The organism is Sphingobacterium sp. UBA2610 (assembly GCF_002339225.1).
In the GTDB taxonomy this organism is placed as follows: domain Bacteria; phylum Bacteroidota; class Bacteroidia; order Sphingobacteriales; family Sphingobacteriaceae; genus Sphingobacterium; species Sphingobacterium multivorum.
The window spans coordinates 26,438-39,504 of sequence record NZ_DDKA01000011.1 but is presented as its reverse complement, the minus strand read 5'-3'; the positions used below and the strand labels follow the sequence as shown (position 1 = coordinate 39,504).

At 40.0% G+C, this 13,067-nt stretch carries 8 protein-coding genes; 7 read left to right on the top strand and 1 reads right to left on the bottom strand.

Annotation, left to right across the window (positions count from 1 at the left end; genetic code table 11):
- Positions 1–14 precede the first annotated feature (14 nt).
- The 5 genes from B4Z47_RS07660 to B4Z47_RS07640 all read left to right on the top strand — a co-directional run bounded on the left by B4Z47_RS07660 (position 15) and on the right by B4Z47_RS07640 (position 10,258).
- Entirely contained in the window at positions 15–389 is a 375-nt protein-coding gene (locus B4Z47_RS07660; protein WP_070562952.1) for a MauE/DoxX family redox-associated membrane protein, read from the top strand.
- A 377-nt stretch (positions 390–766) separates the two neighbouring features.
- On the top strand, positions 767–6,052 hold the full coding sequence (locus tag B4Z47_RS07655; RefSeq protein WP_115046699.1) for a translocation/assembly module TamB domain-containing protein: 5,286 nt from the start codon (positions 767–769) through the stop codon (positions 6,050–6,052).
- Positions 6,018–8,348 (top strand): BamA/TamA family outer membrane protein, encoded by a 2,331-nt coding sequence (locus B4Z47_RS07650; RefSeq protein WP_070562958.1) that lies wholly within the window; start codon positions 6,018–6,020, stop codon positions 8,346–8,348. Before B4Z47_RS07655 ends, B4Z47_RS07650 begins: the two co-directional genes overlap by 35 nt.
- 373 nt (positions 8,349–8,721) lie before the next feature.
- Positions 8,722–9,660, top strand: coding sequence for a malate dehydrogenase (locus B4Z47_RS07645; RefSeq protein ID WP_046671868.1), 939 nt, complete (start codon positions 8,722–8,724; stop codon positions 9,658–9,660).
- Positions 9,661–9,814: 154 nt separating this feature from the next.
- A complete protein-coding gene (locus B4Z47_RS07640) occupies positions 9,815–10,258 on the top strand; it encodes a retropepsin-like aspartic protease (protein WP_112376512.1) in 444 nt (147 codons plus the stop codon).
- Here B4Z47_RS07640 and B4Z47_RS07635 read toward each other — a convergent pair.
- Complete coding sequence (locus tag B4Z47_RS07635) at positions 10,244–11,464, bottom strand: MFS transporter (RefSeq protein WP_112375519.1); 1,221 nt, start codon at positions 11,462–11,464, stop codon at positions 10,244–10,246. The genes B4Z47_RS07640 and B4Z47_RS07635 overlap by 15 nt on opposite strands.
- 181 nt (positions 11,465–11,645) lie before the next feature.
- Between B4Z47_RS07635 and fsa the strand changes: the two genes are divergently transcribed.
- Together fsa and B4Z47_RS07625 are read left to right on the top strand one after the other, a co-directional pair.
- Entirely contained in the window at positions 11,646–12,305 is a 660-nt protein-coding gene (gene fsa, locus B4Z47_RS07630) for a fructose-6-phosphate aldolase (RefSeq protein WP_070562966.1), read from the top strand.
- A gap of 266 nt (positions 12,306–12,571) precedes the next feature.
- Positions 12,572–13,000 carry a Fur family transcriptional regulator gene (locus B4Z47_RS07625; protein WP_046671865.1) on the top strand — a complete coding sequence of 143 codons (429 nt, stop codon included), beginning with the start codon at positions 12,572–12,574 and terminating at the stop codon, positions 12,998–13,000.
- The last annotated feature ends 67 nt before the right edge of the window (positions 13,001–13,067 follow it).

Sequence of the window (13,067 nt, the reverse complement as noted above, 5' to 3'; positions counted from 1 at the left end):
TAAAATTGACCGTTATGAAGATTTTTAAAAATATACTTTGCATTTTATTTGCCTTGCTTTTCATCAATGCGGGGCTAGATAAGCTTTTTCATTATATGCCTACGCCACCTATGGATATGGACATGAAAAAGGTATTTGAGGCTTTTGCTACGATAAAATGGTTAATGCCACTAGTCGGAATTATCGAACTCCTGAGTGGTTTACTGTTTATTTTTCCAAAGACAAGAACTTTAGGTGCATTAGTCATCTTTCCAATACTCATTGGCATTTTTACCCACAATATGATTTTTTACAGCCAACTGGGATTAATTATTTGGGCCGTACTTTTCATTATATGGCTATGGGTGGTATTTGAAAACTGGGGCAAGTATAAAAAATTGATGGAATAATTGCCTTATCTTCCCCAAAACAACTATTCGACAGAATACTACATGTATTAATTACCTATTTTTTTGACAAATTAATAGGTATTTAATGCTTTTATTAACATAAAATTAAAAAACAAAAAACTTTGTACGGCTAGAATGGTTTGGTCAATTATTTGATGTGTTTTTAGAACAGCCCCGAAGATATAATGACTTTATATAAGGGAAATTAGAAACTGTCTAATATCTGCTAGCAGGTATAACACAGAAATTAAACTTGCATTTACAGGCAAATTTATCTTAGTTTGCTGAAATAGTGGCGATATATGTTAATATCTGTAAACTTAGCAAACTTTTTTCCGTTTTAATTTTTATTAATAGATACTTAATCAAATAATACGTTGAACAGATTTACCCGAATTGCTTTTAAAACAATATTGTGGATTATTGGAGTCATCATTGCGCTGGCTATTCTTATTGTATTTTTAATCAGAATACCTGCCGTTCAGAATTATATTGCCGGAAAAGTAACGCAATATGTAGAAGGCAAAATTGGTACCCCTGTTAAAATTGGCTACATTAATATTGATTTTCCTAAAAAACTGGTATTGGAGGATATCTATTTAGCCGACCAAAGTAAAGATACCTTAGTAGCAGGAAAAAGCATTGCTGTTGATATCAATATGCTCAAGCTGTTGAAAAACACAGTTGAAATACAGCGTCTCGAAGCAGAAGGAATCACTGCAAAAATTCGACGTACATTGCCGGACAGTTCGTTCAACTTTGATTATATTGTTAAAGCTTTCGCTTCCCAAAAAGAAAGCACAGCAACTGCAGACAGCAGTTCAGCCCTCCTATTTAACCTCGATAAAGTCAAATTTGACAAATTTCATATTGTTTATGCCGATGACGTCATTGGAACAAGTGCCGATGTTTACCTGAACAGCCTAAATACCAATATCAAAAAGTTCGACCTCACAAAAAACATGGCCTTCAATCTTCCAAAAGTGAAAATAGATGGTCTGAGCGCCACAGTGAAACAATGGCGGCCGATTAAGGACGGTACAGCTCCCTCGGTCGAAGACTTTGGTATTACGGATAAAACCGCACAAACAACCGCCTTGCTTCCCGATGTCGGTATACAGATCGCAGACCTGACGAATATCTTAGTACGCTACGAGGATCAGTCTAGCCTGTTGAACACCAAATTTTATATTAAGAACCTCCATGCGGACATTAACAAGATCGACCTTAACAAAGAACTTGTCGATATTCAGACGATCAATCTTGACGGTTCAGACAATACTGTGCTCTTTGGAAAGATCCAGAAAAAAGTAAACGCAGCAGCGAAAAACACCGCGGATACAACCAAAATAAACTGGGTTGTTTCTGCCAAAGAAATCCAGATCAATAAAACAAGCTTAGCTTATAGAGACGATAATCAGGCCCGTATGAAAGGCTTTGATTACTTCAACATTAAGATCCCTGGGATGAAAACCAGTTTAAATGATCTTTACTACAGTGCCGATTCCATCAGTGGATCACTCAAAGAACTTGTAGCCTCCGATCAATCGGGGTTTGTGATCAAGCAATTGAAGGGGGATTTTAAGTATACAAATACCGGTGCGGAGATCAAAAATCTATATGCAGAGACGCCACGCACTCTGCTGCGTGATTACTTAAAAATAACTTATCCTTCTTTGGATGTTATCGCTAAAAAACCAGAACTGATCTACGTCAATGCAACCATCAAAAAGAGCCGTGTTGATATGCGCGATATCTACTATTTCGCTCCTTTTTTGGACACCATGCAGGTGATGAAACCGTTGATGGACAAAAAATTTAATATTGATGGTCGCGTTGTCGGGAAGTTAAATGACCTCAATATTCCGGCAATTGATTTTCAAACCCTGTCCAACACACGTGTCATTGCAAGTCTACATTTAAAGGGGCTACCCAATGTCGATAAAATGTCCATGGATCTTAATTTAAAAAAATTGACTACAGGACGTTCGGATATCGAAAAGCTGGTTTCAAAGAAAATGTTGCCGAGCGGAATAGAATTACCCAATACAATCGGACTTACCGGAACTTTTAAAGGCGGAATGAATGCGTTTAACACCAATCTTTCGTTGGTAACAGAGAAAGGGACGGCCAAATTTAATGGTAAAGTAGGCATGATAGGCCGCGATACAACCTATGATGCTTTCGTCAGTATTCGTGATTTTGACATTGGTAAGATCATGAAAATGGACAGTACGTTAGGCATACTTTCCTTTGAAGGGAAAATTAAGGGTCATGGAACAGATCCCAAGAAGCTTGTCGCCAACTTTGATGGCAAAGTAAATCGGATGGATGCCATGGGCTATCGCTACCAGAATATCGATATGAATCTTACAGCAGACAAAGGGGACATAAAAGCCGCTGTCGTCAGCCCTGATCCAAATATCCAATTGAAGTTAAATGCGACAGCCAATATGAAATCCAAGTATCCACAGGTGGATTTTGAGCTTATGGTAGACACTATCAATCTTAAAAAGTTAAAATTGATGGATGACGAGTTCAAATACCATGGTAAACTCGTTGGAAATTTCAGTTCAGCCGATCCAAATTTTTTGAACGGAGAAGCACACATTACCAATTCATCCATTGTTTACAATGATGCTTATTACTCGCTAGACAGTATATCACTAATTGCAAAAGCGGATACTAGCCGCAACTTGCTACTTTTAAAATCGGACTTTTTAAACGCCCATTTGGTCGGAAAATACAAAATTCTAGAATTGCAGAATGCCGTTCAAGACATCTTACAGGTATATTACCAACCAGGCAAAGCTGTTAAAGTGCCCAAATACGACCCACAGAACATCGAGTTTTCGGCCCAATTGACGCGAACTAAGTTTATCAAAGATTTCTTGCCAGAACTGACAGAGATGTCGGATATCACATTGGATGGTATGTTTAACAGTCAATCAAAAACGATTCTCGCCAAGTTGGATGCACCGAAAATAATCTATAATGGCACTGAAATCAATAACGTTACTTTGGATATCAATACCCTCGACAGTACACTGTATTACTCGGCATTGATCAATAAAATCAAGGTAAGCAATATTGAACTGGTGAATACCGTATTCAGTGGTAAAGTCATCCAAAACAATTTGGATTTCGGTCTCTGGATAAAAGACAAGAAAGAGAAAGAGCAGTATCATTTGGGTGCCAATATGCGCGTTGATAATGGCGCATTCGTTTTTAGCCTACTTCAGGACGGCCTTATGCTGAACTACGACAAGTGGACGATAAATCCAAACAATGTACTCAAATTTGGAAGCACAGGTATTCAGGCCAGTGATTTTATCTTAAGTAATAAAGGACAGGAGCTGAGCATATCATCGCAGGATAGTGTGCTCAATTCGCCGCTCAACATTGCATTTAAGAATTTCCGCATTGAGACATTAAGTAAAATGCTTGAAAGTGAAACAGTCGATCTTGGCGGCGGCATTAATGGCCAGGCAACGATATCACGCCTAGAAAGCAGCCCTGTATTTGTTTCTGATCTTGTGATCGATAAATTTTATATTGGAAAAGATACCGTTGGTAATGTCAATATAAAAGTGAATAATCAAAAAGAAAACTCCTATAATGCGAATATCAGTATCAGTGAAAATGGCAATAATGTCGTATTAAGTGGTGATTTTATCAGTCCTCCTCAGGGAGAGGCAAGCCTGGATTTCACTTTAGATATTGCACCGCTTTCTATGCAGACGGTTCAGGCATTTAGTCTGGGTTATCTAAAAGACTCGAAGGGAAACTTGGAAGGCCAGTTAAAAATAACAGGATCGCCATCCAAACCCCGCATTAACGGCGATGTTAAGTTTAAAGATGCTCAGTTCAATATTGCTATGTTGAATGCACTATTCAAAGCGAAAGATGAAACCATTCATTTGGATGAAAGAGGCATTACTTTCCCAAAATTTGCATTGGAAGACAAAAAAGGAAATATTGCCAAGGTAACGGGATCCATAGAAACCAAAACATATACTGATTTTGATTTCAATCTCAATGTCAATACCGACAATTTTGAGGTACTCAATTCAACACAAAGCGACAACGACATGTTTTATGGTAAAATGTACCTTACGTCGAACCTGCGCATTCGGGGGAATCTGGATAAGCCTATCGTTGATGGGACAATCAAGGTGTTAGATGATACGGACTTTACCTTTGTCATGCCAAACGAGGATCCTGGGATGGCCGATCGTAAAGGTGTTGTCGAATTTGTTGATAAGAGTGATACAACAAGAGCCAATGTATTTGCAAAATTAGATTCTATGACTGTTACCCGATTGACGGGAATCGACGTAGATCTAAATCTTCAAACCGATAAGGACGCCAAATTTAAGATCCTCTTGGATGCTGGTTCACAGGATGCACTGAATATCCAGGGTGAAGCGGAACTGAACGCCGGTATTGATGCAAGTAGCAAAATTACCTTGTCAGGTACATTTACAGTAGACAAAGGAAGTTATTCCTTCAGTTTTGGCCCCGTGAAAAAGGATTTTACATTCCGAAAAGGAAGTACCATCACTTGGAATGGAGATCCTTTGGATGCGCAGCTAAATATCACGGCAGCATACACAACCAAAGCACCAACCCTCGAACTTGTAGCGACGCAGCTGGGGTCGGAAAACGCTAATTTGTACAAGCAGCGGATTCCTTTCAATGTCTTACTGAAGATTACAGACAAACTGTTCCAACCGCAACTAAATTTTGATATCGACTTGGACGAAAACAACTCGGTTGTTTCGCAAGATGTGATTAGCAAGGTTAATAATGCTTTGACCACCTTACGTGAAAATCCGTCTGAGCTGAACAAACAGGTCTTTTCACTGATTGTTTTGGGGCGCTTTATGTCGACCAATCCATTTGAGAGTTTATCCGGTGGCGGCGGTACGGAAGCCATTGTCAGAAATAGCATCAGTTCGTTCCTGAGCGGTCAATTGAACCGCCTTGCCTCCGAGCTTATCACCGGAGTAGAGCTGGACTTCAACCTAACTTCGGAAGAAGATTACGCTACTGGAGCTGGCCAGACCCGAACAGATCTGAATATCGGCGTGTCTAAAATGCTTTTAAATGACCGTTTAAAAATTACCGTTGGCTCTAATTTTGAAGTTGAAGGAAATACACGTCCGGGAGAAACAGCCAACAACATTGCTGGAGATATCCAATTGGATTACCAACTTTCGCAAGATGGCCGCTATTTTGCGCGGGTATATCGTAAAAATCAATATCAGGTTACACTCCAAGGTCAATATGTAGAAACGGGTATCGGATTTATCATCAATATGGATTACAACCGATTTAAGGAGATCTGGATGAGTTCGAAAAAACTCAAAGAGTATTACGACACCAATAGCAAGGGTTTCAGAAAACGTTTCGATGTAGAACGTATGGAAACCGATTCAGTCTATCGCGACAGTGTACGCACCGTTATCCGAGATAGTTTGATGACCCATAGTCCTGAATACAGAAAGCGTATGGAGGAAAGAGAAAAAGAGAGACGTAAGCAACAGCTGGACTCAACGAAACGTACGCCGAAAAGCGATAGTCCAAAATCAACTATAGATACCATCAGAACGACAGCTATAAAAAATGAAGATGAGGAAAGGAATTACCATGCAAACTAAACTGAAGTATATTGTGGGAATAGTTTCATGCGCTGCATTCATAGCATCCTGCTCTTCCACCAAGAATCTAAAAGAAGGGGAAAGCTTATATGTCAAGGGCAATGTAATAGTCGATTCGGACACGATATCCAAAGAAAATAAGGAAAAGATTGCGACTCATTTAGAAGCTGCACTGATGCCAAAGCCCAACAAACGTTTGGCCGGCGTGCCATTCAAGCTCTATTTCAACAATATGGCCGGGGACTCTGCGGGTAATAACATCATTAAAAAATTCCTCAAGAAGATCGGTGAAGAACCAGTACTATTGAGCGACGTCAATCGCGAATATAATGAAAACCTATTGCGCAATCGTCTGGAGAATTTCGGATTCTTCAATGCGGAAGTGAAATCGGACACCTTAGTTGAAGACAAAAAAGCAACCATTAATTATACAGCCAAGCCTAATCTGATCTACCGAATCAGATCTGTTCAATTCGACATCGACAGCACAACACAGTTGGGTAAAGATATCCGTTCGAGCTCGGATAAAAGCCTCTTGCAAGTGGGTAAGAATTACAGTTTAGATGTTATCCTCAATGAGCGCGACCGCATCGACAATGACCTCAAAAATAGAGGGTATTATTATTTCAGTCCCGATTACATCCTAGTTCAGGTAGACAGTTCGCATCGGAACAACAAAGTCGATATGTATGTTACGGTGAAAAAGGAGACACCGGCACAGGCAAGGGTACCGTCCAAGATCAATAAAATCTACATTTTCCCGAACTACACGGAAACAAGCTCCGGTTATCAGCGATCCACCCGCAATGCGGAACTATATGATAGCAGTTACTATTTTATAGACCGCCAGCATCTGTATAGAAAGCCTGTGATCGCGAATCATATCTTCTTCCATCCAGGCGACGTCTATAACCGTAATGCCCACAATCAAACCATCAGCCACCTGGTGAATCTCAATAGCTGGAAGTTTGTCAAAAATAACTTTGTCGACAGCAAAGAAGTCCCCAACGCACTGGACGTCTACTACTACTTAACTCCATTGCCCAAGAAATCACTCCGTGTGGAACTTTTAGGAAAAATGGCCTCAGTATACAATGGTACCGAGGTCAATGTCAACTGGACTTTACGCAACGCATTTAAAGGCGCGGAGCAGTTGAGTTTTAATGTATTCGGTGGTTATGAAACCCAGACCGGTGGGTCGGCTGACCTCAATTCGAGTTATTACCGTTACGGGATGGAGGCTACACTGACTTTTCCACGGATATTGTCCCCTTTTGGGCGGATTTCACCGACACGGCGTTTTATCCCGAAGACTTACGTCAAAGGACGGTATGAATTTTTAAATCGCCGCAAAGCATATACCTTAAATTCCATCGCATTGGATTACGGTTATATCTGGCAGGAGTCTGAGGAGAAGCAGCACGATCTTGCTTTAATGGAGATTACCTATGTCCAGCCTAAAGGGATCTCAGAAAACTATCAAAAACAAATGGATACCATTCCGGCGTTAAGGCATGCAATAGATCCACAATTTACGATTGGCCCAAATTACAATTTCACGTTTCAAAATACGATGAAGCAGCATTTGAAAAATACCTTTTATTTCAAAGGCAACTTGGACCTCTCGGGGAATATACTCGGATTAATAAAGGGAGCAGATTTCAATAAAGGGAAAACCTTCAAATTGTTCGATGCGTATTTTTCCCAATACATCAAGATCAGTGGCGATGGAAGACATTATCTAAAATTGTCGGAGAATTCGCAGCTTGCCTCGCGGGTCAGTTTGGGCTTAAGTTATTCGTATGGCAACTCGCGGTCACTCCCCTATTTAAAACAATATTATGTGGGTGGACCTAACAGTATCCGTGCTTTTGGTGCTCGTGCAATTGGCCCAGGAACAGTTGCTCCTGAAAAATTAAGCAATGGGCTTTTCTATGCAGACCAAACCGGTGACATCAAATTAGAGCTGAATACCGAATATAGAGCCAAATTAGCGGGCTTTGTTCATTGGGCAGCGTTCATTGATGCGGGGAATGTGTGGTTGCAACGGGATGACGTCAACAAGCCCGGCGGTAAATTCAGCAAGAACTTTTTGAATGAATTAGCTGTTGGCGGTGGCGCTGGATTACGCTTCGACTTTACTTTTCTGATCATACGTACGGATATGTCAATACCTTTCCGCATCCCGTATCTTCCCAAAGGAGAACGTTGGGTATTTAAGGATATCGACTTTGGAAGTTCAAGATGGAGAAAGGATAATTTGATGTTTAATTTAGCCATCGGTTATCCATTCTAGGATTTAAAATTTGATTTACACGATAAAAAAAACAGGCTTGAACGAATTTCAGGCCTATTTTATTTTAGGTCATTCCATCAGAATCATACCCTTTGGACACTATCATTATGCATTATTTGTTCAATGGCATTTGCCTTCTTATCGATTATGTCAAAAAACAAGTTATTCCCACGAAATACATTGATTTACTAACAATAATTGATTAAATTCAAGAATTATTTATTAATCCACATCAATGCACATGAAATATCCATGTAAAAAATACGCGCATTCGTGAAGAGAGACTGGATATTTTATACGGCATATAAAACTGCCGAAGGCAGCATGAATTCTTAAGCGGAAATTAGCTCATGAATAAACAAATAATTTACATATGAAAGTAACTATTGTTGGTGCCGGAGCTGTAGGAGCAACTACAGCGGACAATTTAATCCGTCGAAATGTCGCCGAAGAGATTGTATTATTGGATATTAAAGAAGGATTTGCGGAAGGTAAAGCGCAAGATATGGCACAAACTGCCGCCTTGTTGGGTTTTGAATCAAAAATCAAGGGAGTAACCAATGACTATCTGTCCACTGCAGGTTCTACCGTTGCCGTCATTACGTCGGGAATTCCACGTAAACCCGGAATGACACGCGAAGAACTAATTGGCACAAATGCGAATATTGTCAAGTCTGTGGTGGAGAACCTGGTAAAATACTCTCCGGATATTATCATTGTCATCGTTTCCAATCCCATGGACACCATGACTTACCTGGCACTTAAATCAAGTGGATTACCAAAAAATAGAATCATTGGAATGGGTGGCACATTGGATTCAGCCCGATTCAAATATCAACTGAGCGAAAAACTGAATGCTTCTGCGGCCGATCTCAATGCCATTGTCATTGGCGGCCACGGAGATACAACGATGATTCCACTTATCAAGCACTCCACGTGGAACAGTATTCCAGTCACTGATTTCCTTACCCCGGAAGAGCAGGACGAAATTGTACACAAAACGATGGTTGGTGGCGCAACCCTAACCAGTCTAATCGGGACCTCAGCCTGGTATGCTCCAGGAGCCGCAACAGCCGCAGTGGTCGAAAGTATCGTGCGTGATCAAAACAAGTTATTTACTGCATCCGTTTACCTCGAAGGTGAATTTGGCCAAGAAGATATTAATCTTGGCGTACCGGTTATCATTAATAAAAAAGGATGGGATCGGATTGTCCCCCTTCAGCTGGATGAAGAGGACAAAGAAAAATTCAGTAAAAGTGCAGAAGCAGTGCGTACAATGAATAATGTATTAAAAGAAATAAAAGCGCTGTAGCGCATAAACTATAAAAAGGTGAAAGGCTGTTATTCTTCAAATAACAGCTTTTTTTATGATCGGCTTAACGCATAAACGTTTTCAGGGCATTTTAAACATACGCTAGAGGCCTTAAATTTCTTTTTTAAGGGATTTTTTGGGTATGTTTGGTTATATGACAACAGTACCATTTCAATTACTGGATCTGCAGGGCCAGGGCACACATATTTTAGTCGATGTGGAATTATATAGCCGTTCATTCAAGATGGTGATTGATACAGGTGCCTCTAAAACTGTATTTGACAAAACACAGTTAGTCCATCTTTTGGAAGACCAATTACAGCTTGAGCCTTCAGAAACATTATCAACAGGACTTGGCACCAATTCGATGGAGAGTTTCAACATGAAAATTCCGAGTCTGACCATAGGTGAATGGCGGATAAAAAACTTAAATACGGCGGTATTGGATTTAAGCTCGATCAACTATGCCTATCAGCAGATGGATCTGGAACCCGTGATCGGCGTATTGGGTGGAGATATTTTTGCAGACTATGGCGCTGTCATTGATTATGCCAAACGCAGCTTAAAATTAAGAAACCGGAAATTAAAACTTAAATAGGCGTTTGTGGATATGGAGCCGGAGATAGCCATAGTATACGATTGCGATCAATATCCCCAATCCACCCATGACGTATAATGTCATTCGAAGCCCACTGTAACTCGCTAAGGAACCGATCATCAACGTCCCAATGGGAAATATTCCCTGAAAAGCCATAACGTAATACGAGATTGCCCGGGCGCGATAGATTGGTATGGCATGCGTCTGAATATAGGTATTGATACTTGAGTTTTGCATCATCATGGCAAAGGACACCAACATCACATAGACGAGTGCCATCTGCAGCATACTTGAATGCGCCAAAAACAATAACGCAATTCCCATAAGTGCAGCAGCACCCATCACCTGATAGCGCAAATTGGTGCCCGATTTTAAACGGGCCATATTAAATGCACCAATCATTGCACCCAAGCCGGCGGCACTTTCAAACCAGGAAAACGTACGCTCATCGCCATGAAACATTTCTTTCGCTATGGCAGGTAGCAACGAGGTATACGGAATAACGATCAAGCTGGAGAATGTCATGATAATAATCAGTGAAGCAATATGCGGTGAGCGTTTGAGGTAACGAAAGCCTTCGACCAAGCCTTCCCAATTGCTTCCCTTGCTCAGTTGAACATGGGTTTCATCGACCTGCATCATCAACAATGTAATAATGACCGGAACAAAACTGATAAAATTTAGGGCAAAACAGACGAGTTCACCGTATGTACTCAGTAAAATACCTCCTATTGCAGGTCCCAACATTCGGGCACCATTGAAAATTGTTGAATTCAGGGCAATGGCATTCGGCAGATCTTTACGGTCACCAACCAGATACATCATCAGCGATTGACGACCCAAAACATCGAAGGAATTAATAACCCCTTGTATAAGACCCAAGATGGAAAGCCATAAGACACTCTCCCATTTCAGATAAACGACCAAGGTCAAGATTCCAGCCTGTATCATCAAACCAATTTGGGTCATCAGAACCAATTTATACTTTTTGTGCTTATCGACAAAACTGCCGATAAATGGAGACAGGACCAAAGAGGGCAATAGGGAGATAAACTGAACAAAACCAAGCCAAAACACTGATCCTGTCAATTCATAGACCAACCAACTGATGGCTATTCGCTGCATCCAGGTCCCCATAAGGGAAATTGCTTGTCCTATAACATGTAAACGGAAATTTCTATAATGGAGAGAACGAAAAACCTGCATACGTAAAGATAATAGTATATTAAAAGTATAACAAAAAATTAGGAGAAGAGATTCCTTTTTGCTAAAATAAAGATACAATAGGTGAAAATCAATGCTTCAATACTGGAATATAATCAATAACTTTGCGTCATTATTTTGAACATTAGAATAATCAAACAATTATCATTCAATAACATATACAATGAAATTTTTTATTGACACAGCGAACCTAGAGCAAATCAAAGAAGCCCAAGACTTAGGCGTATTAGACGGGGTAACAACCAATCCAAGTTTAATGGCTAAAGAGGGTATTAGCGGTGATGAAAACGTAATCAACCATTATAAAGCGATCTGTGCAATCGTTGATGGCGATGTCAGTGCTGAAGTTATTTCTACAACTTATGAAGAAATGATCAAAGAAGGAGAAGCTTTAGCAGCTCTTGACAGCAAGATTGTTGTAAAAGTCCCTATGATCAAAGATGGCGTAAAAGCAATTAAATATTTCAGCAAAAAAGGTATTAAAACAAATTGTACATTGGTATTTACAGCTGGTCAAGCACTATTGGCTGCTAAAGCTGGGGCAACTTATGTATCTCCTTTTATCGGTCGTTTGGATGATATCTCTACAGATGGATTAGCGTTGATCGAAGATATTCGTTTAATCTATGATAACTACAACTACCCTACACAAATTTTAGCAGCTTCTGTACGTCACAGCGCACACATTTTAGGCTGTGCTAAAATCGGTGCTGATGTCATGACAGGTCCATTATCAGCGATTGTAGCTTTATTAAAACACCCATTGACAGATAGCGGTCTAGCGACATTCTTAGCTGATCACGCGAAAGCTGCAGGCAAATAAGATTCCTATATTTCATATAATAACGAAAACCGATAGGTAAGATGACACTAATCTTAAACTTATCGGTTTTCTTATTTTTAAGAGATTCCGTATTTTTGTACTGTAAAAATGATCTCTGAGAAATGAAACATTCAGTTTCTGTTTCTTACAGATCTATTTAAAGGGAAAAAATACGATGAATAAATCCGTCGGATAGTTTTTAAACTTGCAAATAAGTTTAAATTTCTCTTAGTTTGTATTTGATCTAAGGCTTAACGAAGAAATCCATGGAAGATTCCAACACTGTATATCCAGAAATTCTCAAACGAAATAGTTTAAAAGTTACCCAACCCCGGTTGAAGGTACTTGAAATTATTTCGAGGAAAGACTCGGCAATTTCGCAGCCAGAGCTAGAGAAATTACTGGGCAAGGATATTGACCGTGTCACATTATACCGGGTATTGGCCAGTTTTGAAGAGAAAGGGATTATCCATAAAATCTTTGATCTACATGGTACAGCGACTTATGCCATGTGTTCGACAAACTGTTCAGAACATGATCATCATGATCAACACGTGCATTTTATTTGCCGGGTATGCAATTCTGTATACTGTCTGGAAGATATGACCTTACCAAAGGTGTCGATCCCAGCAGGTTTTAGTCTTGAAGCGATCGCAGTAAATGCACTTGGAGTGTGTAATCATTGCAAAAAGTAAATCAGGCTGTACCAATCCAAAACTATTTTTCGGCTAAACTGTCTATACATTGGCTATCGGAAGGTGC

Excerpts from the sequence above, each read along its gene's own strand:
- B4Z47_RS07660 (WP_070562952.1), top strand. The coding sequence starts at position 15 with ATGAAGATTTTTAAAAATATACTTTGCATTTTATTTGCCTTGCTTTTC.
- B4Z47_RS07650 (WP_070562958.1), top strand. The coding sequence starts at position 6,018 with ATGAAGATGAGGAAAGGAATTACCATGCAAACTAAACTGAAGTATATT.
- B4Z47_RS07645 (WP_046671868.1), top strand. The coding sequence starts at position 8,722 with ATGAAAGTAACTATTGTTGGTGCCGGAGCTGTAGGAGCAACTACAGCG.
- B4Z47_RS07640 (WP_112376512.1), top strand. The coding sequence starts at position 9,815 with ATGACAACAGTACCATTTCAATTACTGGATCTGCAGGGCCAGGGCACA.
- B4Z47_RS07635 (WP_112375519.1), bottom strand. The coding sequence starts at position 11,464 with ATGCAGGTTTTTCGTTCTCTCCATTATAGAAATTTCCGTTTACATGTT.
- fsa (WP_070562966.1), top strand. The coding sequence starts at position 11,646 with ATGAAATTTTTTATTGACACAGCGAACCTAGAGCAAATCAAAGAAGCC.
- B4Z47_RS07625 (WP_046671865.1), top strand. The coding sequence starts at position 12,572 with ATGGAAGATTCCAACACTGTATATCCAGAAATTCTCAAACGAAATAGT.